This is a genomic window from Streptomyces olivochromogenes, assembly GCF_021538895.1.
Classification (GTDB): Bacteria; Actinomycetota; Actinomycetes; order Streptomycetales; family Streptomycetaceae; genus Streptomyces; species Streptomyces olivochromogenes_A.
In genome coordinates, this window is sequence record NZ_JADDRL010000089.1 from 14,179 (window position 1) to 39,338 (window position 25,160).

Sequence of the window (25,160 nt, forward strand, 5' to 3'; positions counted from 1 at the left end):
GGGCTGTCTGATGCGCGGGGCGCCGGAGGAGCCTGGAGCAGTCATGTCCCGTACGGGGATTCAAGAACGAATCCCCGTACCTGTGAAGGGACCTGGACCGCTTACTTGATGCCGAGCTTGTCGCAGGCGGACTTGTACTTGCCGGCGCAGATGTCGGCGGCGGTGTAGACGCCGTCCTTGATGACCGTGTCGTTGATGTTGTCCTTGGTCAGCGCGGTGACCGGGACGAGCACGGACGGGACGTCGGTGGCGGAGCCGCTGGAGACCTTGTCCTTGGCGACCGAGTCCAGGCTCTCGCCCTTGGCGAGCGCGACGGCCATCGCGGCGGCGGCCTCGGCCTCCGGGGCGTACGGCTTGTAGACGCTCATGTTCTGCTCACCGGTGACGATGCGCTGCACGGCCGCGAGCTCGGCGTCCTGGCCGGTGACCGGCACGGTGAGGCCGGCCGCCTTGAGGGCGGTGATGATACCGCCGGCCATGCCGTCGTTGGCGGAGTAGACACCCGCGATGTTCTTCTTGCCGACCGCGGAGATCGCCGTCTCCATCTCGGAGTTGGCGTTGTCCGGCGACCACTCCTTGGTGTCGTACTCCTTGGCGATCGTGACCTTGCCGTCGAGGGCCGAGTGGGCGCCCTTCTTGAACTGGGCGGCGTTCGGGTCCGTGACGGAGCCGTTGATCATGACGATCTTGGAGGACTTGGTGGCCTTGCTGCCCAGCGCCTTCAGCAGGGCCTCGCCCTGGGTCTTGCCGACCGCCTCGTTGTCGAACGAGGTGTAGGCGCTGATCGGGCCCTCGGCGAGGCGGTCGTAGGCGACGACCTTGATGCCGGCGTCCTTGGCCTTCTGGACCGAGTTCTGGATGGCCTTGGCGTCGACCGCGTCCAGGATCAGCACGTCCACCTTGTTGGTGATCATCGTGTCGACCTGCTGCGCCTGGAGGTTGGCGTCCTGGCGGGCGTTGTTGTACTGGATCTCGGCCTTGTTGTTCGTCAGCTCCTTGATCTTCTTCTCGATCAGCGGGCGGTCGAACTTCTCGTACCGGGCGGTCTTGTTCTCCGGGAGAAGCAGACCGACCTTGATGTTGTCGCCCTTCTTGGCGGACGACGAGGAGGAGCTGTCGCTGCCCTTGGACTCCTTGGCACTGCCACAGGCGGCCAGCGAGACAGCCATCGCACCAGCGGCAACGGCAACGGCGGCACGACGCATACGCGTGTTCACTCTTTGAAACCTCCCTGACGAGGCCGCGTCGCTGCGGCCGAGGTGGCTGGAAGTCAACTCGGCCACACGTGCGACGTCAAGAAGTAAATCCTTAACGAGATGGCAACGGTGCCATCCGTTCTCTAAGTGAAGGCAGGTGCCGCTGCGGACAGCGACCCGTCCAAAAGGGTCGAATCACCCATCTCGCTGAGGGCGAGAGCGAGCGCTCCGAGCACCTCCGCGCGGCCTCCGAGGGCCCCTGGAAGGACCGAAAGCTGGCGCGCGGCACTGGGGATGGCATAGCGGCCGACGGACTCCCTGATCGGCCCCAGAACCAGCTCTCCGGCCTCGGCGAGATCACCGCCCAGGACCACCCGGCTCGGGTTCAGCAGATTGCAGAGATTGGCCACTCCACTGCCGATGTGTCGGCCGACGTCGGCGATCACCCGACGGCAGCCCGGATCCCCGTCCCGCGCGAGCCGCACGACGCCCTCCATGGTGAGGTCGGCGCCGTGGCTGGGCTGGAGCAGCGGCAGCACGTAGCGTGCGGCCGTGAAGGTCTCCAGGCAGCCGCGGTTCCCGCAGCGGCAGACCGGGCCGGATTCATCGAGTGTAATATGTCCGATTTCCCCAGCGGTGCCGCCCGGGCCGCGATAGATCTTCCCGTCGATCACGAGGCCGGCGCCGACACCGCTCGCGACCTTGATGTAGGCAAGATCACGTACGCCCCGGCCGCTGCCCCAGACCAGCTCGCCCAGGGCGCCGAGGTTGGCGTCGTTGTCCACGTACACCGGCACGCCGAGCCGCCCCCGCAGCTCCTCGGCGGGCTTGGTACCGCTCCAGCCCGGCAGGATCGCGGTGGAGCCCAGGGTGCCGGACTCCACGTCGATGGGGCCGGGCACGCCGAGCCCCACTCCCGCGATCTTCGTACGGTCCACCTCGGTGGCCGCGATCAGCCGGTTGACCAGCTCTTCGGCCCGGTCGAAGCCCTGGGCGGAGGAGGCGTCGACGTCCAGTGGCTCGGACTCCTCGGCGAGGACCTGGTGGGCCAGGTTCCCGATCGCCACGCGTAGGTGGGCGTGCCCGAAGTCGACGCCGATGACGATGCCGGCGTCCCCGCTCAGGGAGACGCTGCGGGCCCGTCGGCCACCCGCCGAGGTGGGCGTGACCTCGACGGTTCCGCCGTCCTTCAGCTCCCGCACGATGTTGGAGACCGTGGCCGCCGACAAGCCGGTCGTCCGCGCGATCTCCGCCTGCGTGAGCGACCCGGCAAGTCGCACGGCTCGTACGACCCGTTCCAGGTTGGCTCGGTGCAGCGACGACTGCGACCCCGGAGTCTCCACGACTGACCTCCTGCGCGCGGGACCGCTTCAGCGAGGCCCCGTCTATGTCTAACTAGTGAACTCTAAGCTGAGCTGTTTGGGTCGCCTCCCGTCAAGAGCTTGAACGGTTTCCGGGGTCTTGCACACACGAGTGCGCGCCGTCCCCGGAGCCGGGAACGGCGCGCGCACGGGCCGTTGCGAAGCGCTGCACCGAGCGCTGCCGCACGGGCACTTACTTCAGGGTCGCCGAGGTCAGACCGGCCTGGACCTGGCGCTGGAAGGACAGGTACACGACCAGCATCGGGATCATGGCGATGGTCACGCCGGCGAAGAGAACGGGCAGGTCGGAGGCGTATCCCTGCTGTTGCTGGAGCTGGATGAGGCCCTGGGTGAGGACGTACCTCTCGGGATCGTCACCGCTCTGCGGCTGCATGAGGACCGTCGGCAGGATGAACTGGTTCCACTGGCCCAAAGTGTTGAAGATCCCGACACTGATCAGGCCCGGCTTCGCCATCGGAAGCATCACCTGGAAAAAGGTCCGGGTGTGCGAGGCACCGTCCAGGATCGACGCCTCGAAGACCGCCGTGGGCAGGGTCCGGAAGAAGGCGTGCATGAAGAACACCGTGAACGGCATCGAGTAGGCGACGTACACCAGGATCAGGCCCTGGTAGGTGTTCAGCATGTCCAGCCGCTTGACCATGAAGAACAGCGGGACCAGGGCGAGGAACACCGGGAACATCGCGCCGGCGACGAAGAAGTAGTAGAGGAGCCGGTTGCCCCAGAACTGGTAGCGGGCCAGGACGTACGCGGCCATCGAGCCGAAGAGCATGGTCAGCGGCACGCTGAACACCAGCACGATGACGGTGTTCACGAAGTAGTCGCCGATGCCCTTGTTCCAGGCGCGCTGGAACACGTCGAAGGACCAGCTGTGCGGCCAGCCGAACGCCGAACCGCCGATCTGGGCGTCGGTCTTGAACGAGCTCAGCACGAGCCAGAGCAGCGGCAGGATGATCAGCAGGGCCCACAGGGCGAGGAAGCCGTGCGAGAAGACGTTCAGGACGACTCCCTCGCTGCGGCCGCTGCCGGGGCGGGCGGGGGTCTTGTCCACGGACCGCGGGGCGGGGCCGGCCGCGGTCTCCTTGATGGGTGCGCTCATCGTCGTCTCTCTCCCGCTCAGAACTCGATGCGCTCGCGGCGGGTGGCGCGCAGCGTGAACACGGACAGGACCAGGGTGAGCAGCAGCATGACGACGCCCATGGCGCAGGCGTAGCCGCTCTTGCCGAAGTAGAGGAAGTTGCGCATCATCACGGTCGCCATGACCTCGCTGTGGTGGTCGGGGCCGCCGCCGTACTGGCCGGAGGTCATGGTGGAGACCAGGACGAACATGTCCATCGCGATGATCCCGAGGTACACCCAGGCCGTCTGCACGGTGTCCCACAGCAGCGGCAGGGTGATACGGAAGAAGGACTGGGCGCGGCCGGCGCCGTCGATGAGGGCGGCCTCGTAGATGTCCCTCGGGATGGACTGCATGGCGGCGGAGAACAGCACCAGATAGAAGCCGACGCCGTGCCAGACGACGACCAGGATCAGCGCCCAGAGCACGAGGTTCGGCTCGTTGAGCCACTCGACCGGATTCTCGGGGTCGACCAGGCCGAGCTTGGTGAGGAACCCGTTGAGCATTCCGCCGCTGTCGCTGCGGTACACGGCGCCGAAGAGCACCGCGAGAATCGCCAGTGACAGGACCTGCGGGAAGAAATAGACGACTTTGTAGAAGCCGGATCCGGCGACGCCCGCGACGCCGCCGGCCCTGCTGCGTCCGCCCACGTTGAGCATGAAGGCGAAGAACAGGGCGAGCAGGATCGTGATGACCGGGATGAAGATCAGGAACAGGATGTTGTGCCAGATCGCCCCCGTGAAGACGTCGTCCTGGAACAGCGCTTTGTAGTTGTCCAGCCCGACGAACTTGAAGGTCTGCGACTGGCCCTTCCAGTCGGTCAGCGAATAGCCGAACGTCTGGATGTACGGCCAGATGACGAAGATCAGATAGAGCGCCACGGGAACGAAGAGAAATCCCGCGACGAACCGGTACTGCCCTTTGCGCATGGCGCTCCTGCTCCTGGTGTCCCGGACCGGACCGCCCGGGATTCCGGGCGGTCCGGGGTGCGGATGGTCGAGCGTGCGGTCAGTCCCGGTGGTTCTTCTTGGACGCCGGGTCCTTCGCCGCCTTGTCCACCGCGGCCTGTGCCCGCTTCAGCCACTCCTTGGGCTGAATACGCTTGGCCATCAGCTCGTTGGACGCGTTCTGGATGGCGACGTCCATCTCGCTGTACCACTCGGGGTAGAGGTAGCGGAAGGTGTTGTCGCCCGCCGCCTTGGACGCCTCGACCGTGGACTGGGTGCCCGGCCGGAGCTTGACGCCGGGGTCGACGCCGTCCTTGAGGATGGTGAGCGAGTTGGCCTCCTTGGCGAACAGCGTCGACCACTCCTTGGAGAGCATGCGCCGCATGAACTCCTTGGCCCCGGGCAGGTTCTTCGCCTTCGCCGGGATGATGAAGGGCTCGCCGGAGCCGGCCCGGATCGCCTCGAAGGGCAGCTTGCTGTCGGGCAGCAGCGGCATCGGCATGAACTTCATGTCGAAGTCCGCCGGCGTCTGCTTGAGCTGCTCGTTCTCCAGCCAGGAACCGCAGGTGATGAAGGCGGCCTTGTACTGGTTCCAGCGGGTCTGGGACTCGGTGTGGGTCAGGCCGTTCGTACCGGGCATCAGCAGGCCCTTCTCGACGACCTCGTAGATCGCCTCGACACCGGCCTGCGCCGCGTCCGAGCCGACGAACGCCTTGGGGTCGAGGTTGTCGATCGCCTTCATCGCGTCCAGGCCGCCCGTCTTGGCGATCAGGTCCATGATGGCGACGTTGATGTAGTACGGGTACTTGCCCTGGTGGGCCAGGCCGCCGATGCCCTGCTTCTTGGCGTCCTGACAGACGGTGAGGAAGTCGGCCCAGGTCTTCGGCTCCTCCCAGCCCTTCTCCTTGAAGAGCTTGCCGGAATACCACAGACCCCACACGGTGTAGATGTAGTTGAGGGCGACGATCTTGCCCTCCTGCATGCCCGCGTCCAGGGTGCCGGGGATGATCATGTCCCGGACCTTCTTGCTCGGGTCGTCCACGGACGGCGCGTCGAGCACCGGCGCGAGGTCCAGCAACTGCCCGTTCTTGTACAGCACGTCGATCTTGATCTGCTGGGCGCCGGAGTCGTCCACGATGTCCGGCGGGTTGCCCGCGTTGAAGCGGGGCTGCAGCTTGCCGGTGATCTCCTGGGTCCCGGTGTGGGTGGAGGTGATGCCGGCCTTCTTCTGGAAGTCCGACTCCCACGCCTTGGCGTAGTCGTCGCCGTACCCGCCCTTGAAGATGACGACGTCGAGCTTGCCGCCCTTCTCCGCGCCGAAGGGGTTCGACTTGGACGTCTTGCCCTCGTTGCTGTTGTTGTCGCTGTCGCCGTCCCCGCCCCCACTGGCACAGGCCGAGAGGAAGCTCATGGTGGGTACGGAGATCAGCCCGAGTGCGGCGGACCGCTTGATCAGATCACGGCGGCCTACGCCCTCGGAACCCTCGGCACCGTGGTGCGCTGCGGAAGTGGATCCCATGCTCAAGTCCTCGCCTTCTCCAGGACTCAGGCGGTGAACCGGATCCTCCCCGGCACCGCGGTCGGGTAGCGCTGGGTCGTGCAGGGTCGTGCGGAGTCATGCAGGAAACGCCGACAGGTATAGTCCACTTCCGGCCGACGGAGCAAGATCGAATGCAAGGTTCGCCTTCGGTCTTTTCCGAGTTGAGACCTCTCGGAAATATGAGACCGCTGTGCGCGCCTTGCCGGAATAATCCGCAACATAGGCCCCTGAATGCCGCAGCCAACACCCTTGACATCCCCGGCCACTTGACCACCTACTGGATCCTGCGCAGCGAATTGACAACGTTGTCCGAAGTGGGCGCAGGGAGGGTACCCGTTTTGAAGCAGCGGAGAGCTCGGCACAGACACGGTACGGCGGTCGTTCTCACGGCCGCCTTCGTCATGGCGGTGGGCTCGCAGGGGGCGGCGGTCGCCCTGCCGGCCCAGGCGGCCGCCCCCGACCGGGAGTTCGCATCCTCGTTCGAGGCGAACGACCCGGCACCGGACTGGCTGAACACCGTCGACACGGCGGCCGACGGAACCAAGCGCGCCTCGGGAGTCGACGGCGGCTACAGCACCGGCATTCCGGGCAATGTGACCGACCACGTCACCGACGTGCGGGCGAGCGGCGAGAACGCGGGCGCGGGCGAGGTCAAGGAGAACCTCGTCGACGGGGAGCCGGGCACCAAGTGGCTGACCTTCGAGCCCACCGGCTGGGTCGAGTTCGACCTGGACAAACCCATAAAACTCGTGACGTACGCCCTGACTTCGGCCAACGACTACGACGAGCGCGACCCCAAGGACTGGACCCTCCAGGGCTCGACCGACGGCAAGGACTGGAAGACCGTCGACACCCGCTCCGGCGAGTCCTTCTCCGAACGCTTCCAGACCAAGTCGTACGACCTCGCCCAGCCGGCCGAGTACCAGCACTTCCGGCTCGACGTCACGAAGAACAACGGCGCCTCGGGCATCGTCCAGCTGGCCGACGTGCAGTTCTCGACGGGCGGAGGCGGCGGCCCCGTCCCGCAGGACATGCTCTCCCTCGTCGACCGCGGCCCGAGCGGCTCGCCGACCTCGAAGGCCGGCGCCGGCTTCACCGGCACCCGGGCCCTGCGGTACGCGGGGCGGCACACGGCGGCCGGACGGGCGTACTCGTACAACAAGGTCTTCGACGTGAACGTGAAGGTCGGCCGCGACACCCGGTTGTCGTACCGGATCTTCCCCTCGATGGCCGACGGCGACCGCGACTACGACGCCACCAACGTCTCCGTGGACCTCGCCTTCACCGACGGCACGTACCTCAGCGGTCTGGGCGCCACCGACCAGCACGGCTTCCCGCTGTCCCCGCGGGGGCAGGGCGCCTCGAAGGTGCTCTACACCAACCAGTGGAACGACGTGTCCTCCCGCATCGGCTCGGTCGCCGCGGGCAGGACGGTCGACCGGATCCTGCTGGCGTACGACTCCCCGAGCGGCCCGGCGAAGTTCCGCGGCTGGCTCGACGACGTGGCGCTCAGGACCGTGGCCTCCGAGAGGCCCAGGGCGCACCTGTCCGACTACGCGCTGACGACCCGGGGCACCAACTCCAGCGGCAGTTTCTCGCGCGGCAACAACTTCCCGGCGACGGCCGTGCCGCACGGGTTCAACTTCTGGACCCCGGTGACCAACGCGTCCTCGCTGAGCTGGCTTTACGAGTACGCGCGCGCGAACAACGACGCCAACCTGCCGACGATCCAGGCGTTCAGCGCGAGCCACGAGCCGAGCCCCTGGATGGGCGACCGGCAGACCTTCCAGCTGATGCCGTCCGCCGCGGCCGGCACCCCGGACACCGGCCGCAAGGCACGGGAGCTGGCCTTCCGGCACGAGAACGAGACCGCGCGGCCGTACTACTACGGGGTGCGGTTCGAGAACGGCCTGCGGGCGGAGCTGACGCCCACCGACCACGCGGCGGCGCTGCGCTTCACCTACCCCGGCGACGACGCGAGCGTGCTGTTCGACAACGTCACCGAGCAGGCGGGCCTGACCCTCGACAAGGAGCACGGGACCGTCACCGGCTACTCCGACGTGAAGTCGGGCCTGTCGACCGGCGCGACCCGGCTCTTCGTGTACGGCCAGTTCGACAAGCCGGTGACGGACGGCACCTCCAGCGGAGTCAAAGGCTACCTGCGCTTCGCCGCGGGCGCCGACCGCACGGTCACCCTGCGCCTGGCGACCTCGCTGATCAGCGTCGACCAGGCGAAGGACAACCTGCGCCAGGAGATCCCGGACGGCACCTCCTTCGACACGGTCAAGGCGCGCGCCCAGCGGGCCTGGGACGACATCCTCGGCAAGGTCGAGGTCGAGGGCGCGACCCCGGACCAGCTGACGACCCTGTACTCCTCGATGTACCGGCTGTACCTGTACCCCAACTCCGGCTTCGAGAAGGTGGGCGGCACGTTCCAGTACGCCTCGCCGTTCTCCGCCATGCCGGGCCCGGACACCCCGACGCACACCGGCGCGAAGATCGTGGACGGCAAGGTGTACGTCAACAACGGCTTCTGGGACACCTACCGGACGACCTGGCCGGCCTACTCGTTGCTGACCCCCGGTCAGGCGGGCGAGATGGTCGACGGGTTCGTGCAGCAGTACAAGGACGGCGGCTGGACCTCGCGCTGGTCCTCCCCCGGCTACGCCGATCTGATGACCGGCACCTCCTCGGACGTCGCGTTCGCGGACGCGTACGTCAAGGGCGTCCCCTTCGACGCGAAGGCGGCGTACGACGCGGCCCTGAAGAACGCCACGGTCGTCCCGCCGTCCTCGGGTGTCGGCCGCAAGGGGATGAGCACCTCGCCCTTCCTCGGCTACACCAGCTCCGACACCCACGAGGGCCTGTCGTGGGCGATGGAGGGCTACGTCAACGACTACGGCATCGCGAAGATGGGTGCCGCGCTCTACCGGAAGACGGGCGAGAAGCACTACAGGGACGAGTCCGAGTACTTCCTCAACCGCGCCCGGGACTATGTGAACCTCTTCGACTCCAAGGCGGGGTTCTTCCAGGGCCGTGACGCCAAGGGCGGCTGGCGCGTCGACTCCTCGGCGTACGACCCGCGCGTGTGGGGCTACGACTACACCGAGACCAACGGCTGGGGCTACGCCTTCACCGCCCCGCAGGACAGCCGGGGTCTGGCCAACCTGTACGGCGGCCGCGGCGGCCTGGCGGACAAGCTCGACGAGTACTTCGCCACCCCGGAGACGGCCTCCCCCGACTACGTCGGGTCCTACGGCGGCGTCATCCACGAGATGACCGAGGCGCGGGACGTGCGGATGGGCATGTACGGCCACTCCAACCAGGTCGCGCACCACGTCATCTACATGTACGACGCGGCGGGCGAGCCCTGGAAGGCGCAGGCGAACGTCCGCGAGGCGCTCTCCCGGCTCTACACGGGCAGCGAGATAGGGCAGGGCTACCACGGCGACGAGGACAACGGCGAGCAGTCGGCCTGGTACCTCTTCTCCTCGCTCGGCTTCTACCCGCTGGTCATGGGCAGCGGCGAATACGCCATCGGCTCCCCGCTGTTCACGAAGGCGACCGTGCACCTGGACAACGGCCGCGACCTGGTGATCAACGCCCCGCGGAACAGCGCGCGGAACGTCTATGTGCAGGGCCTGACCGTCAACGGCCGCCCCTGGACGTCCACGTCGCTGCCGCACTCGCTGCTCGCCAAGGGCGCGGTGCTGGACTTCCACATGGGTGCCAAGCCGTCGACCTGGGGCACGGGCAGGAACGCGGCCCCGGTCTCCATCACCCAGGACGACTTGGTCCCGACGCCGCGCGCGGACGTGCTGAAGGGTGACGGCGCGCTGTTCGACAACACGTCGGCGTCGGACGCCACGGTCACCTCCGTGGATCTGCCGGTGGGCGCCGCCACCAAGGCCGCCCAGTACACGCTGACGTCGTCCGGCGACCACACCAGGGCGCCGACCGGCTGGACCCTCCAGGGCTCCACGGACGGCACGACCTGGCGCACCCTGGACCACCGCTCCGGTGAGTCGTTCACCTGGGACCGGCAGACCCGGGCGTTCACGATCGCCGCACCGGGCTCGTACACCAAGTACCGCCTGGTCCTCGACGGCGAGTCGACCCTGGCGGAGGTGGAACTGCTGGCCTGACGCAACCCGCCGTGAGACAGGAAGCCGCCCCCGGGAGTTCCGGGGGCGGCCTCGTGTGCGAGGGTGCTCAGCTCACCGCGAGGGTGAACACGTGCAGGTCGGTGTCGTCCGGGAGCTTCACGCTGCGTACGGTCTTGCCGGCCGGTGCCTCGAAGGGCTTGGTCGCGAAGACGTAGGTCGCCACCGGGTCCTTGTCCGCGCCCGCGACGTTGCGGTACGCGGTCTTGGCGACGACCTCGTTGCCGTACTGGACGGTGCCGCCTCCGCCGCCGACGGTCCAGTCGGTGAAGGAGAGGTCGACGGTGTCGGTGCTTCCGTCGGTGTACGTCACGGTCGCCTTCGTCTGCTGGTTTCCGTTGACCGCGCTGCCGATGAACGACAACTTGGCCGCCGGAGTGGGCAGTTGCACGGTCTGACCGGCCGCGGCGGCGTTGTCCGGGCGGCCCGTGGGCGAGTTCGGCCAGGTGAAGGTGAGCCCACCCACCGTGCCCGGCCGGCCGGGGGTCAGGCCGGCCGCGGCGAGGGCCTGGCGGGAGTAGCTCCAGCCGCCGCCGTCGTAGTCGGCCTCGTCGTGCTCGCCGGCGTCGTCCGAGACGCCGGTGTTGTTGTAGGCGGCGAGGAGCGTGCCGGGGGCGGCCACGGTGAGCGAGACGGGCTGCTCGTACGAGGTGTCGCCCGAGGTCACCGTCACCTTGACGTCGTAGAAGCCCTGGGTGGCGTCCTGCCCGGCCGCGAGGGTGATCTCCTGCGAGCCGTCGGTCACCGTGCCCTCGGCGGGCGTGGCGGTGACGCCGTCCGGGGTCTCGACGCGGAAGCGGACCTCGGGGCCCGTGCCGCCGTGCAGCGCCAGGGCGCGGATGCCGACCTCGGTGCCGGCGCCCGGCGCGACGGTCGCCGCGGTCGGGCCCACGCCGATCTGGTACGGCTGCTCGCCCTGCCGGAAGGACGGCGGCGCCTGCGCGGTGCCCCAGGTGCGGTTCGGGGTGCCGGAGAGGGTGTAGTCCAGCCGGCCGCCGTCCCGCACGAAGGAGGCCGGGAGCCAAGGCCGGTCACTGCTGCGGCCGTTGACCTTCAGGGACTGGACGTACGGCGCGTCGGCGGCCGCGCCCGACGCCCGGATGGAGATGTCGTTGCCCTGCGGCCGGGTGATCTCGACGCGCTCGAACAGCGGGGAGGCGAGGACGAGTTCGGCGCGGGAGGGGACCTGCGGGTACATGCCGAGCGCGGAGAAGACGTACCAGGACGACATGGCGCCGAGGTCGTCGTTGCCGGGGATGCCGCCGGGGCCGGTCGACCAGAGCCGCGTCATGGCCGCGCGGACGGTCTCCTGCGCCTTGTACGGGGCGCCCGCGTAGTCGTACAGGTAGGGGACGTTGATGGACGGCTCGTTGTCCAGCTCGGACTTGGCTCCGCCGCTGCCGGTGAACGCCCAGCTGCCGTCGGCGTTGTGGAAGAAGTCGTCGAGCCGGGCGAGCGCCTTGTCCGTGCCGCCCATCGCCGCGAACAGGCCCGCCGGGTTGTGCTGAACCATCCAGGTGTACTGGGCCGCCGACCCCTCGACGAACCCGTTGCCGGTGTCCGGGGTGAAGCCGGTGACCCAACTGCCGTCGGCCTTGCGGTTGGCGACGTAGCCGCCGGTGGGGTCGGCCGCGATGTTGAAGTTGTTCTGCCACCACTGCGCCCGGCGTGCGAAGGCCGTCGCCGTGTCCTTCTCCCCCGCCGCCGTGGCGAGTTGGGAGAGCGCGAAGTCGGCGGTGGACATCTCCAGCGTCTCGGCCGCGCCACCCCACGCGTTGGACACGGACGGCATGTAGTGGTGGGCCAGGTACTTGTCGAGCGACGGACGCTGGCCGACCGACAGCACGGGCTTGCCGGCCGCCGACAGGTCCTGTGCGGTCGGCACGGTCGCCGCCTTGGCCAGGGAGGCCAGCGCGCCGCGCAGGTCGAAGTCCGTGCCGCCGAAGGCCCGGATGCCGGCGAGCGCGGTGGCCGAGGGATCGCCGTTCATGACGTGCGTGCCGCTCGCGCCGTGCAGCCAGCGGTCCCAGATCCCGCCGTTCTGCCGCGCGAGTTCGTACAGCGACTGGGCGACGTCCGAGCCGGTGCGCGGGTCGAGCAGGGTGAGCAGTTGCACCTGGTCGCGGTAGACGTCCCAGCCGGAGAAGGTGCCGTACTGGGCCCGGTGGCCGCGGCCGACCCGGTGCACCTCGCCGTCGCTGCCCCGGTAGCGCCCGTCGGCGTCGCTGATGACGTTCGGGTGCAGGAGGGAGTGGTAAAGGGCGGTGTAGAAGGTGGTGCGGTCGGCGTCCGTGCCGCCGCCGACCCGGATCGCGTCCAGCCGGTCGCGCCAGGCCCGGCCGGCGGCGTCCCGCACCGCGTCGAAGGAGCGGGACGACGGGTTCTCCGCGGCCAGGTTCGCCTCGGCGCCCGCCCGGCTGACGTAGGAGATGCCGACCTTGACGTTCACCGGGTCGGTGCCGGGCGCGAACTCGACGTATCCGCCGGTGCCCTTGCCCGCCACGGGCCGCCCGCCGTTGCCGAACCCGCCGGTCCCGCCGGAGGCGGAGGTCGAGCCGGGGTTCAGCCGGTCGTCCTGCCAGGTGCCGGTGGCCTTGAAGTCGCGGTCGAAGCGGGCGGTGAAGTACAGGGTGTAGTAGGCGCGTCGGCCCTCGGGGTCGAGGTAGCCGCAGAAGTTGCCGGAGGTGACGGAGCCGGAGATCGTGCGCGTCCGGGGGTCGATGCTGATCGACGAATCGGTGGACCCCACCTCGGAGTTGGCGGTGCGGACGAGCAGTGAGGCGGGCTTGTCGGCGGGGAAGGCGAAGCGGGCCGAGCCGGTGCGCGCGGTCGCGGTGAGGTCGGCGTTGACGCCGGAGGCGAGGCCCACCCGGTAGTGGCCGGGCTCGGCGGTCTCGTCGGCGTGGGTGAAGCCGGAGGCGTAGACGGCGTCCTTGGTGTCGCTCGCCGGGGAGGAGGTGACCTCGCCGGCGTACGGGAAGAACGGGATGTCGCCGCCGCCGCCCGCACAGCCGGTGCCGGACATGTGGGTGAGGCTGAAGCCGCGGATCCGGGTGGCGTCGTACTGGTAGCCGCCCGGCGCGGCGGTGCGGGTGGCGTCGCCCCTGGTGTTCTCGGGGCTCCAGGAGAGCATGCCGAACGGCACGACGGCGCCGGGGAAGACATTGCCGCCGTTCTTGGTGCCGATCAGCGGATCGACGTAGGTGGTCGGGTCCTTGATCAGGTCCGGGGGTGCTGTCGCCGCCAGGGCGGGGGTTGCGCCACCGGCCGCGAGCGCGGCGGCCAGCAACAGGGACACGGGACGGAAACGCATGACGCGGCCCCTCCTCCTCAGGACGGGTCGCGCATCACGGGTCGCACAAGCCGCAGGGACAGTAACGTGCGCCGGCGGTACCGCGGAAGACCGCGTGCATCTCCTTCGGCACCCAGGGACGTCACCCGGTCGAGTGAGCCCAAGTGGCTTGACATCGTTGTCGGTTGGAGCGGTAGAGTCATGTACAGACCATTAAGACAACGTTGTCGCATCATGCGGCCGACACAAGCCACGCTCCACCCGGACGGGCCGAACCCCCCTCGCCCGCCCGGCTCGCGGACCCGGTGCGCACCGCCACCGGGTCCGCCCAGAGCGACTCACCCGACCCGGCGGGCAGCGGTCGCCGCGCCGCCACCGCCGGAGCGTCGCGCGCGGGAGCAAGGGGCGTACACGGATTGCCGTCGCACGCGGGAAGCGGTCGCACACGAGTAGCGGCCGTACGCGAGCAACAGTCGCGCGCGAAGAGTGGGCGGGAGCGGCCCACTCGACCCGGCGGGTTCCGGTCCGTCGGAGCCGCGAATGCCTGGGAGCGCTCCCACCTCCCTTCGGAAGCTAGCGCGCTCGACGAGTCCTGTAAACGCCTGACGCACCGGCCATACCTGGGCTCGGCTCGCGCTCCGGGGGGCGAATGTGACGTCCATCGCTTGGGACGACCGTAGCCACCGGCAATCACCGGTGCTACAAATGTCGCATGGCGGACCGATTCGCCCGGTTTAAGCGCATCCCGATGCGCTCGCTGGTCGGCAAGAATCCTCGAAGCGTCGCCGGGCAGGTCTTCATACTGCAGGTGGCGCTGGTAGTCGTGCTCGTGATCTGCGCGGTCGTCGCCCTCGTCCTGCAGTCGGAGCGGGACACCAGCATGGAGGCCAAGCGGCGTTCCATCGCGGTCGCGCAGACCTTCGCGCACTCGCCGGGCATCCTCCAGGCATTGAAGGAGCCCCAGCCGTCCAAGGAGCTCCAGCCGCTCACCGAGGCGGGCCGCAGGGCCGCGGGCGTCGACTTCATCGTCGTCATGGACACCAAGGGGATCCGCTACACCCACCCCATGCCGGACCGGATCGGCAAGCGGTTCGTCGGCCGCATCCAGCCCTCGCTGGAGGGCAAGGTCTACACCGAGAGCGTGCACGGTCCGCTCGGCCACGAGGTCCAGGCCACCGTTCCCATCAAGGACGACAACGGCAAGGTGACCGCACTCGTCTCCGCCGGGCTGAAGGTCAAGAACGTGACCAGCCAGGTGGACAAGCAGCTGCCGATCATCCTGGCGGCCGGAACCGGCGCGCTGCTGGTGTCGACCGGCGGCACGGCGCTGGTGGGCCGGCGGCTGTCCCGCCAGACCCACAGCCTGGCGCCGGACGAGATGAGCCGTATGTACGAGCACCACGACGCGGTGCTGCACTCCGTGCGGGAGGGTGTGCTCATCGTCGGGGACGGCGGACGGCTGATCCTGGCCAACGACGAGGCCAGACGGCTGCTGGAGCTGCCGCCCGACGTCGAGGGGCGGCACGTCTGGGAGCTGTCGGGACTCGACCCCGAAACGGTCGCGCTGCTCGTCTCCGGGCGCGAGGCCACCGACGAGGTGCACCTCGCCGGCGAACGGCTGCTCGCCGTCAACCAGCGGCCCACGGGGAACGACGGCGGCCCCAGCGGCACGGTCGTGACCCTCCGCGACTCCACCGAGCTCCAGGCGGTCTCCGGCCGGGCGGAGGTCGCGCGCGAGCGGCTCAAGCTGCTGTACGACGCCGGACTGAGCATCGGCACCACCCTCGACGTGGTCCGTACGGCCGACGAGCTGGCCCAGGTCGCCGTCCCCCGCTTCGCCGACTTCGTCACCGTGGACCTGGCCGACGGCGTGGTCCACGGCGAGGAGCCCGCCCCCACCGCCACCGGCATGCGGCGGGTCGCCGTGAGCGCGATCCGGGACGACCACCCGCTCTACGAGAAGGGCCGGCTGATCGACTTCCTGCCCTCCACACCCCAGGCCCGGGGCTACGGCAGCGGCCACTCCGAGCTGGTGACCGACCTGTCGACCGCGGCCGGCTGGCAGGCGCAGGACCCCCAGCGCGCGCAGGACATCATCGACTACGGCATCCACTCGCTGATCGCCGCCCCGATCCAGGCCCGCGGTGTCGTCCTGGGCATGGCCAACTTCTGGCGCACCAAGCGGCACGCCCCCTTCGACGAGGAGGAGCGGTCGCTGGCGGAGGAGCTGGTGGCCCGGTCCGCGGTCAGCATCGACAACGCCCGCCGGTACACGCGCGAGCACACCCTCGCGGTCACCCTGCAGCGCAGCCTGCTGCCGCGGGCCCTGCCCGAGCAGAACGCCCTCGACGTCGGCTACCGCTACATCCCCGCCCAGTCCGGCGTGAGCGGCGACTGGTTCGACGTGATCCCGCTGCCGGGCGGCCGGGTGGCCCTGGCCGTCGGCGACGTGGTCGGGCACGGCCTGCACGCGGCCGCGACGATGGGCCGGCTGCGCACCGCGGTGCACAACTTCACCACCCTCGACATGCCGCCCGACGAGTTGCTGTCTCATCTGGACGACCTGGTCGGGCGCATCGACCAGGACGAGGCGAGTGCCGACGCCTCGGCCGAGCTGGTGGGCGCGACCTGCCTCTACGCGATCTACGACCCGGTGACCCGCCGCTGCGCCATGGCCCGTGCCGGGCACCTGGCGCCCGCGCTGGTCCACCCCGACGGGCGCGTCACCTTCCCGGACCTGCCCGCCGGGCCGCCGCTCGGCCTCGGCGGCCTGCCCTTCCAGACGGCCGAGCTGGAGCTCGCCGAGGGCACCCAGCTCGTCCTGTACACCGACGGCCTGGTCGAGGACCGCACCCGTGACCTCGACGTGGGCCTGGAGCTGCTGCGCCGGGCGCTGGCCGGCCACCCCGACCGGGAGCCGGAGGACAGCTGCCAGGCGGTGCTGGAAGCCCTGCTGCCCGGCCGGCCCAAGGACGATGTGGCTCTGCTCATCGCCCGCACCCGGGGGCTGCCGGCCGACCAGGTCGCCGACTGGGACGTGCCGCGCGATCCGGCCGCCGTGTCGGCGATGCGGCTCGCCGTGTCCGAGAAGCTCGACGAGTGGGGCCTGTCCGACCTCGGCTTCGGCATGGAACTCGTGCTGAGCGAGCTGATCACCAACGCCATCCGGTACGGCTGCGAGCCGATCCATGTGCGGCTGATCCGCGACCGCACGCTGATCTGCGAGGTGGCCGACAGCAGCAGCACCTCGCCGCACCTGCGGTACGCGGCGACGACCGACGAGGGCGGCCGCGGGCTGTTCCTGGTCTCCCAGATGACCGAGCGCTGGGGCACCCGGTACACCCCGCAGGGCAAGGTGATCTGGGCCGAGATGGCGGTGCCTGACCTCTCGGCGCTCACGGACCTCCTCGGGGAGTGAGCGGCGCCGCCTCGGACGGGAATCCGTGGGCGCCGTACAGCCGGACGAAACGGGCCGCGACGACGAACCCGAGGCGGTCAAGGCCGCGCTCCGAGCGCTCGTACACCTCGACCTCCTCCGCGCCGCCCGGCCCGATCGGCTGGACCAGCCGGCCGCCGGGGCGCAGCTGCGTCACGAGCGGCGGCGGTACCTCGGGGTGGGCGGCGCAGACGACCACGGCGTCGTACGGGGCCTGGTCGGGCAGCCCCAGCGTGCCGTCGCCGACGACGACCTCGGCGTTGCGGACGCCCTGCGCGGCGAGGTTCGCCCGTGCCCGGCGGGCCAGGTCCGGCAGGCGCTCGACGCTGACGACGCGGGCGGCGAGGCGGGCGAGCAGGGCGGTCTGGTAGCCGTAGCCGGTACCGATCTCCAGGACGCGTTCGTCGCCGTTCAGGGCGAGGGCGTGGATCATCAGGGCCACGAGGGAGGGCTGGGTCGTCACCTGTCCGTGGCCGAGCGGAACGGGCGTGTCCGTGCCGGCCGCGCTGACGTACGCGGCCGGTACGAACCGGGCACGCGGCGTGTCCCGGATCGCGCTCAGCAGGCGCTCGTCCCGGACCCCCATGGCTCGGGCGGCCCGGACCAGATCGTCGTCGGCGGCTCCGGGGGCGGGGACGGGACGGGGCATGCGGTCCACCTCCGGTGCGCAGCGGTTCGCCACCGGTGCGGGTGGGCGCCGCTCACCTCCAGCAGAGCAGAGCCGGCGGCTGATCGCCACGGTCCGGGGTGGGCCGGGTCCCGCCGGGTTCAGGCGGAGCTGCCGAGCGCCCGGGAGGGGCGGCGCGCGACGGTGTGCGTGCCGTGGGCGAGGCGGCGCGGCTGCCCCGCGTGCCCAGCGAGCGGTGCCTCGGCCCCAGGGTGCCGGTCATGTACCGGTCCTGTCCCGGTCTGCTGGGGGAATCCTGTGTTCAGTGTGAGGGTGGGTGATGACCCGGACCGGACACGGCGAAGGGCCGCACCCCCGTCTCCGGGAGTGCGGCCCTCGACTGCCGTACCGAGCCGCTTACTTGCGGATCAGGTTGCGCAGCACGTACTGCATGATGCCGCCGTTGCGGTAGTAGTCGGCCTCACCGGGGGTGTCGATGCGGACGACCGCGTCGAACTCGACGCCGGAGTCGGTGGTGACCTTGACCGTGCGCGGCGTGGTGCCGTCGTTCAGCTCGGTGACGCCGGCGATGGAGAAGGTCTCCTCACCCGTCAGACCGAGGGACTCGGCGGAGGCGCCCTCCGGGAACTGCAGCGGCAGGACGCCCATGCCGATGAGGTTCGAGCGGTGGATGCGCTCGTACGACTCGGCGACGACGGCCTTGACGCCGAGCAGCGCGGTGCCCTTGGCGGCCCAGTCACGGGACGAGCCGGAGCCGTACTCCTTGCCGGCCAGGACGACCAGCGGGATGCCCTGCTCGATGTAGTTGCGCGAGGCGTCGTAGATGAACGACACCGGAGCGTCCGCCTGGGTGAAGTCGCGGGTGTAGCCGCCCTCGGTGCCCGGCGCGATCTGGTTGCGCAGGCGGATGTTGGCGAACGTACCGCGGATCATGACCTCGTGGTTGCCACGGCGGGAGCCGTAGGAGTTGAAGTCACGACGCTCCACACCGTGCTCGGTGAGGTACTTGCCGGCCGGGGTGTCGGCCTTGATGGCACCGGCCGGGGAGATGTGGTCGGTGGTGACCGAGTCGCCCAGCTTGGCGAGCACACGGGCGCCGGCGATGTCGACGACCGGGGCCGGCTCCATGGCCATGCCCTCGAAGTACGGGGGCTTGCGGACGTACGTCGACTCGGCGTCCCACTCGAAGGTGTTGCCGGTCGGGACGGGCAGCGCCTGCCACTGGGCGTCGCCCGCGAAGACGTCCTGGTAGGACTTGTTGAACATGTCCTCGCCGATGGCGTTCGCCACGACGTCGTTGACCTCGGCCTCGGTCGGCCAGATGTCGGTCAGGTAGACCGGCTTGCCGTCCTGGTCGGTGCCGAGCGCGTCCTTGGTGATGTCCACCTTCATGGAGCCCGCGATGGCGTACGCGACGACCAGCGGCGGGGAGGCCAGGTAGTTCATCTTGACGTCGGGGTTGATACGGCCCTCGAAGTTCCGGTTGCCGGAGAGGACCGAGGTGACCGCGAGGTCGTGGTCGTTGACGGCCTTGGAGACCTCCTCCGGCAGCGGGCCGGAGTTGCCGATGCAGGTGGTGCAGCCGTAACCGACCAGGTTGAAGCCGACCTTGTCGAGGTACGGCGTCAGACCGGCCTTGTCGAAGTAGTCCGTGACGACCTTCGAGCCCGGGGCGAGGGTGGTCTTGACCCACGGCTTGCGGGTCAGGCCCTTCTCGACCGCCTTCTTGGCCACCAGGGCGGCGGCGACCATGACGTACGGGTTCGAGGTGTTGGTGCAGGAGGTGATGGCCGCGACCGTCACCGCACCGTGGTCGATGGTGTAGGTCGTGCCGTCGGGGGCGGTGACCTGGACCGGGTTGGACGGGGCGCCGTTCGGGTGGACGGCCGGGGCGTCGGAGGCCGGGAAGGACTCCTCGCCCGCCTCGTCGGCGGTGGAGACGTAGTTGAGGACGTCCGTCTTGAACTGCTCGGCGGCGTTCGCGAGGACGATGCGGTCCTGCGGGCGCTTCGGGCCGGCGATCGACGGGACGACCGTGGAGAGGTCCAGCTCCAGCTTCTCGGAGAAGTCCGGCTCGGCCGTCGGGTCCAGCCAGAGGCCCTGCTCCTTGGCGTACGCCTCGACGAGCGCGACCTGCTGCTCGGAGCGGCCGGTCAGCTTGAGGTAGTTCAGGGTCTCGCCGTCGATCGGGAAGATGGCGGCGGTGGAACCGAACTCCGGCGACATGTTGCCGATGGTGGCGCGGTTGGCGAGCGAGGTGGCGGCGACGCCCTCGCCGTAGAACTCGACGAACTTGCCGACGACACCGTGCTTGCGGAGCATCTCGGTGATGGTCAGCACGAGGTCGGTGGCGGTGGTGCCGGGCTTGAGCTCACCGGTCAGCTTGAAGCCGACGACGCGCGGGATGAGCATGGAGACCGGCTGGCCGAGCATGGCGGCCTCGGCCTCGATGCCGCCGACGCCCCAGCCAAGCACACCGAGGCCGTTGACCATCGTGGTGTGCGAGTCGGTGCCGACGAGGGTGTCGGGGTACGCCTGCCCGCCTCGCACCATGACGGTGCGGGCCAGGTGCTCGATGTTCACCTGGTGGACGATGCCGGTGCCCGGCGGGACGACCTTGAAGTCGTCGAACGCGGTCTGGCCCCAGCGCAGGAACTGGTAGCGCTCCTTGTTGCGGCCGTACTCCAGCTCGACGTTCTGCTTGAAGGCGTCGTTGGTGCCGAACTTGTCGGCGATGACGGAGTGGTCGATGACCATCTCGGCCGGGGAGAGCGGGTTGATCTTCGCCGGGTCGCCGCCGAGCGCCGCGACGGCCTCACGCATGGTCGCGAGGTCCACGACACAGGGAACGCCGGTGAAGTCCTGCATGATCACGCGGGCCGGCGTGAACTGGATCTCCTGGCTGGGCTGCGCCTGGGAGTCCCAGTTGCCGAGGGCGCGGATGTGGTCGGCGGTGATGTTCGCGCCGTCCTCCGTGCGGAGCAGGTTCTCCAGCAGGACCTTGAGGCTGTACGGCAGCCGGGCCGAGCCCTCCACCTTGTCCAGCCGGAAGATCTCGTACGACTCGTCGCCCACCTGCAGCGTGCTGCGGGCGTCGAAGCTGTTCGCCGACACGACAGTCTCCTTCATTGATGTGCGCGTACTCACCACGATCCTGCCGCCACGGCATCTCGACCGTTCCGCTAAGGTAAGGCTAAGTTAGGTAACCCTTACCGGGGTGGCGGCTGCGGTGCTCCTCGGCAGATATCTCGATGTCGAGATAACTCTAGTACACCGCCGCCGGATGGTCATGTCCGCCCCGACCCGGCCGCCCCGATGTTCAGTGGCATGGCCCACACGACGGGGACCGGTCACCCCTTCCTTCGCAAATCAGTACGCAAGACTCATGTACGACATGAGCTGATTAACACCCGGACGCCGGACGTACGCTGACATGCCATCACCCGAACGGACCCCCCAACAGGCGCCATCTCATATCTGAGATAGCCTCAGCCTCATGGCAGACGACTACCTCGTACGCATCGGCAAGCTCATCCGTGACGCCCGGCAACACCGCGGCTGGACACAGGCACAGCTCGCGGAGGCACTCGGCACCAGCCAGAGCGCCGTCAACCGCATCGAGCGGGGCAACCAAAACATCAGCCTTGAGATGATCGCTCGAATCGGTGAAGCCCTGGACAGCGAGATCGTCTCGTTGGGCTACGCGGGCCCGATGCATCTGCGAGTGGTCGGCGGCCGCCGGCTGTCCGGCGCCATCGACGTGAAGACGAGCAAGAACGCCTGCGTCGCCCTCCTGTGCGCCACGCTCCTCAACAAGGGCCGCACGGTGCTGCGCCGGGTCGCCCGGATCGAGGAGGTATACCGCCTGCTGGAGGTGCTCAACTCGATCGGCGTGCGCACCCGCTGGATCAATGACGGGGTCGACCTGGAGATCGTGCCGCCGACCGAGCTGGACATGGGCGCCATCGACGCCGACGCGGCCGTACGCACCCGCTCCATCATCATGTTCCTCGGCCCGCTGCTGCACCGTATGGACCACTTCAAGCTGCCGTACGCCGGCGGCTGCGACCTCGGCACGCGCACCATCGAGCCGCACATGATCGCGCTGCGCCGCTTCGGCCTGGACATCGCCGCGACCGAGGGCCAGTACCACGCCCAGGTGGACCGCTCCGTGCGGCCCGGCCGGCCGATCGTGCTGACCGAGCGCGGGGACACCGTCACCGAGAACGCGCTGCTCGCCGCCGCCCGCCACGAGGGCGTCACGGTCATCCGCAACGCCTCCTCCAACTACATGGTCCAGGACCTCTGCTTCTTCCTGGAGACGCTGGGCGTACGGGTCGAGGGCATCGGCACGACGACCCTGACCGTGCACGGCGTGCCGGACATCGACGTCGACGTGGACTACTCCCCCTCCGAGGACCCGGTCGAGGCGATGAGCCTGCTGGCCGCCGCCGTCGTCACGGAGTCCGAGCTGACGGTGCGCCGGGTGCCGATCGAGTTCCTGGAGATCGAGCTCGCGGTCCTGGAGGAGATGGGCCTCGACCACGACCGGTCGCCCGAGTACTTCGCGGACAACGGCCGCACCCGCCTGGTCGACCTGACCGTCCGCCCCTCCAAGCTCGAAGCCCCGATCGACAAGATCCACCCGATGCCGTTCCCGGGCCTGAACATCGACAACGTCCCGTTCTTCGCGGCCATCGCGGCGGTCGCCCAGGGCAAGACGCTGATCCACGACTGGGTCTACGACAACCGGGCCATCTACCTGACGGACCTCAACCGCCTCGGCGGCCGGCTCCAGCTCCTCGACCCGCACCGGGTGCTCGTCGAGGGCCCGACCCGCTGGCGCGCCGCCGAGATGATGTGCCCGCCGGCGCTGCGCCCGGCCGTGGTCGTCCTGCTGGCGATGATGGCGGCCGAGGGCACGTCGGTGCTGCGCAACGTGTACGTCATCAACCGGGGTTACGAGGACCTCGCCGAGCGCCTCAACTCGATCGGGGCGCAGATCGAGATCTTCCGGGACATCTGACCGACGAGCGCCGCCGCACCTTGTCCCGCCCGGCGGGAGCCGGATCGGAACGAGGCGCGGTGGCAGCCGGGTCCGTGTGTGCGGGGGGATGAGGGTTCAGGGGCGCCGGAACCACGCGGTGTTCGGGCGGTCCTCGCGGATGCGGGTGTCGGTGTGGCGGTCGCCGTTGGCGATGCTGATCAGGCGGTACTGCTGGTTGTGGAAGATCCAGGTCCAGGTCTGGTCGTCCACGAGGGACCTGCCCGGGACGAAGGCGTGGGCCTCGACCCTGGAGATGCCCTGGAGGGAGTTCCACAGGGTCAGGTTGCCGTCGCGCCGGACCAGTTCGTCGGGGTGCGTCCGGCCGCCGGAGTACACGCGGCCGTCGTGGACGGCGATCATGCGGTAGACCTGGCCCTGCGGGGTGGTGTGGAAGACCCAGTAGTACGACTTGCCGCCCACGCGCTGCATGTCCGGTACCGGCAGCACCGCGTCGATGCGACCGATGTCGGCGCAGGACCGCCAGTAGCCGATCGGCAGGTCGTCGCCGGTTCGCCGGTTGGTGTGCCGGGCCTCGAGGGCGATGGCGATACGGCGGTAGACCTGCTTGCCGTTCACCGTGTGGAAGAGCCAGTAGGCGCTCTCGCCGTTCATGCACTGCTCGTCGGGTACGGGCAGGATCGCGTCGACCTGCTCGACCCCGGCCAGCGCGGGCCAGGCCGCGAAGTCCTCCTGGCCGAGGAGGACGCCCGTACGGTCGTCACTGCCCGTGGTGAGCGCCTCGGTCTCGGCCGCGCCCGCGCCGACGGCACGGACGGTGCGCCCGGAGAAGGTCCAGTACCGGCCCTGCACGTCCGGCCAGGGCAGGATCTCGTCCACGGGGGCCGGCTTCGCGGGCGGCTCCTGCGGGCGGGTCTGGCCGCCGGGCAGCGTACTCGTCCACCCGGACTGCCCACCCGGGGCCACGGCCTCCAGACGGCCCCGGGACAGGCCGCGCAGGGTGCTGATGGACGGGGTGAAGGCGTAGACGGAGCCCTCGGTGGTCACGAACGGCATGAAGTGCAGCATGGTGGTCTTACGGCCGCCGTTGCCGTTGCTCTCGAAGGCGACGTCGCCCGTGATGTCCTTGCCGAGTTCGCCGCTGACCATCGGGTCCGGCCCGGGCTGGGGGTCACGGCCGCGCGGGAAGTTGGGCGAGTTGATCCAGTCGGCCTGGATGAACTCGAACTGCCGCACCAGGTCGGCCTGGTAGCAGACGAACATCAGGCCGCGGGGCTCGTCGGGGCCTCCCCCGTCCTCGTTGGCGGGGTCGAAGGGGGCGCCGTAGGGGATGCCGCGGCGGATGATGCGGCGTTCGTCCATGAACTTCTCGTCGACGTGCTCGCCGTCGTCGATCAGGCCGTCGCGCGGGGCGTTCTTGCGCAGGTGGGAGAAGAGCGGGGTGACGACGCCGTCGGGGTCGTCGCGGAAGCTGATGTCGTTGTCGGGCCTGGTGCCCGAAGCCGGCGGGGCGTCCGGGAACTTGGCGACCGAGGCGCCGCAGCGCCAGCGGCCCACCAGCCGGGCCCCCAGCCACTCGGCCTTCGCGTTCTCGCCGACCACCTTGGCGTCCCGCAGCTTCTTCAGCTCGGTGTTGACCTGCGCCCACCACCCGGGGACGTCCTGGCCCAGCCGGCGTACGACCTGGAAGGAGCCGTACTTCATCCAGTCGGGGATGTTCTTGGGCAGGGGGTTGTCCTCGACGCCGAGGACGAACTCGTGGGCCGGGATCATCCGGGGGCGCTCGTGCTCGGCCGGGTCGTCGAAGTTCGTCACGACGGGTTCGCTGACGCCGTCCTTGAAGCCGAAGTGCTCCTTGCCCCGGCGGTTGCCGGGCAGCGTGGCCCCGTTCTGCTGGTAGACGATCACGACTCCGGCTCGGGAGGCGGCCTCCCGCTGCCGGTTCAGCTCGGCGTCGCGGTCGTGCTCGGCGTCGGCGGCGATGGTGAGGACCGCGTGGATGGCGGGCTTCGCCTCGGAGCCAAAGATCCATTTGTCCGGGGCGTTGGAGCCCTTGTCGCCGAGTGCGTCGGCGCGCTGGGGAGATCCGGACCCCTGCACGAACGCCTGGATCGTGGTGCCCGTGGGCACCTTCGGGAACACCGGGTCCTGGTCCGTCTCCTTGCCCGTCAGGCGCTGGATCCCGGGGTAGGTGAGGCTCAGGCCCAGCCAAGTGGCCTTGAGGTTCTTCGGGTCGTCGCCCTGGGAGCTCTTGCGGGCCTCGTGGAACTTCTCGTTGAAGGCGGCGACCTGTTGGGTGGTGGCGATGTTCGGGAGCAGCTCCGCCAGCCAGTTCTGGGCGGCGTCCTTGGCGCCGAACTGGAGGAACAGGAAGGTCATGTGATCCTTCTTGAACCCGGCGAGGATGTCGCCCTGGATCTCCGTGTTCTCGCGCAGGGGTAGGGCCGTGATCATGGA

At 69.4% G+C, this 25,160-nt stretch carries 12 protein-coding genes; 3 read left to right on the top strand and 9 right to left on the bottom strand.

Going from position 1 to position 25,160, the window contains the following annotated elements; all coding sequences use genetic code 11:
• Window positions 1-101: 101 nt before the first annotated feature.
• The 5 genes from IPZ69_RS33825 to ngcE all read right to left on the bottom strand — a co-directional run bounded on the left by IPZ69_RS33825 (window position 102) and on the right by ngcE (window position 6,158).
• On the bottom strand, window positions 102-1,205 hold the full coding sequence (locus IPZ69_RS33825) for a sugar ABC transporter substrate-binding protein (RefSeq protein WP_235458503.1): 1,104 nt from the start codon (window positions 1,203-1,205) through the stop codon (window positions 102-104).
• A 134-nt stretch (window positions 1,206-1,339) separates the two neighbouring features.
• Window positions 1,340-2,539 (bottom strand): ROK family transcriptional regulator, encoded by a 1,200-nt coding sequence (locus tag IPZ69_RS33830; protein WP_235458493.1) that lies wholly within the window; start codon window positions 2,537-2,539, stop codon window positions 1,340-1,342.
• A 211-nt stretch (window positions 2,540-2,750) separates the two neighbouring features.
• On the bottom strand, window positions 2,751-3,674 hold the full coding sequence (locus IPZ69_RS33835; protein ID WP_235458494.1) for a carbohydrate ABC transporter permease: 924 nt from the start codon (window positions 3,672-3,674) through the stop codon (window positions 2,751-2,753).
• Window positions 3,675-3,691: 17 nt separating this feature from the next.
• Window positions 3,692-4,621 (bottom strand): carbohydrate ABC transporter permease, encoded by a 930-nt coding sequence (locus IPZ69_RS33840; RefSeq protein ID WP_235458495.1) that lies wholly within the window; start codon window positions 4,619-4,621, stop codon window positions 3,692-3,694.
• Between the two features lie 79 nt (window positions 4,622-4,700).
• Window positions 4,701-6,158 carry an N-acetylglucosamine/diacetylchitobiose ABC transporter substrate-binding protein gene (gene ngcE, locus IPZ69_RS33845; RefSeq protein WP_235458496.1) on the bottom strand — a complete coding sequence of 486 codons (1,458 nt, stop codon included), beginning with the start codon at window positions 6,156-6,158 and terminating at the stop codon, window positions 4,701-4,703.
• A gap of 422 nt (window positions 6,159-6,580) precedes the next feature.
• Between ngcE and IPZ69_RS33850 the strand changes: the two genes are divergently transcribed.
• Window positions 6,581-10,324 carry a GH92 family glycosyl hydrolase gene (locus IPZ69_RS33850; protein ID WP_235458504.1) on the top strand — a complete coding sequence of 1,248 codons (3,744 nt, stop codon included), beginning with the start codon at window positions 6,581-6,583 and terminating at the stop codon, window positions 10,322-10,324.
• A gap of 67 nt (window positions 10,325-10,391) precedes the next feature.
• Here IPZ69_RS33850 and IPZ69_RS33855 read toward each other — a convergent pair whose 3' ends face one another.
• Complete coding sequence (locus tag IPZ69_RS33855; RefSeq protein WP_235458497.1) at window positions 10,392-13,655, bottom strand: GH92 family glycosyl hydrolase; 3,264 nt, start codon at window positions 13,653-13,655, stop codon at window positions 10,392-10,394.
• A gap of 691 nt (window positions 13,656-14,346) precedes the next feature.
• Here IPZ69_RS33855 and IPZ69_RS33860 point away from each other — a divergent pair.
• Window positions 14,347-17,052, top strand: coding sequence for a SpoIIE family protein phosphatase (locus IPZ69_RS33860; RefSeq protein WP_235458498.1), 2,706 nt, complete (start codon window positions 14,347-14,349; stop codon window positions 17,050-17,052).
• Here IPZ69_RS33860 and IPZ69_RS33865 read toward each other — a convergent pair.
• The gene (locus IPZ69_RS33865) at window positions 17,030-17,719 is read right to left on the bottom strand and encodes a protein-L-isoaspartate(D-aspartate) O-methyltransferase (RefSeq protein ID WP_235458499.1); all 690 of its coding nucleotides are present in this window, start codon (window positions 17,717-17,719) and stop codon (window positions 17,030-17,032) included. The two genes, IPZ69_RS33860 and IPZ69_RS33865, sit on opposite strands and share 23 nt — an antisense overlap.
• 375 nt (window positions 17,720-18,094) lie before the next feature.
• Window positions 18,095-20,812 (bottom strand): aconitate hydratase AcnA, encoded by a 2,718-nt coding sequence (gene acnA, locus IPZ69_RS33870; protein ID WP_308407573.1) that lies wholly within the window; start codon window positions 20,810-20,812, stop codon window positions 18,095-18,097.
• Between the two features lie 382 nt (window positions 20,813-21,194).
• Between acnA and IPZ69_RS33875 the strand changes: the two genes are divergently transcribed.
• Window positions 21,195-22,724, top strand: coding sequence for a helix-turn-helix domain-containing protein (locus IPZ69_RS33875; RefSeq protein WP_235458501.1), 1,530 nt, complete (start codon window positions 21,195-21,197; stop codon window positions 22,722-22,724).
• Window positions 22,725-22,820: 96 nt separating this feature from the next.
• On the opposite strand, the gene IPZ69_RS33880 is transcribed toward IPZ69_RS33875, so the two are convergent.
• On the bottom strand, window positions 22,821-25,160 hold a 2,340-nt coding region (locus IPZ69_RS33880; protein ID WP_235458502.1), incomplete at its 5' end, for a Dyp-type peroxidase.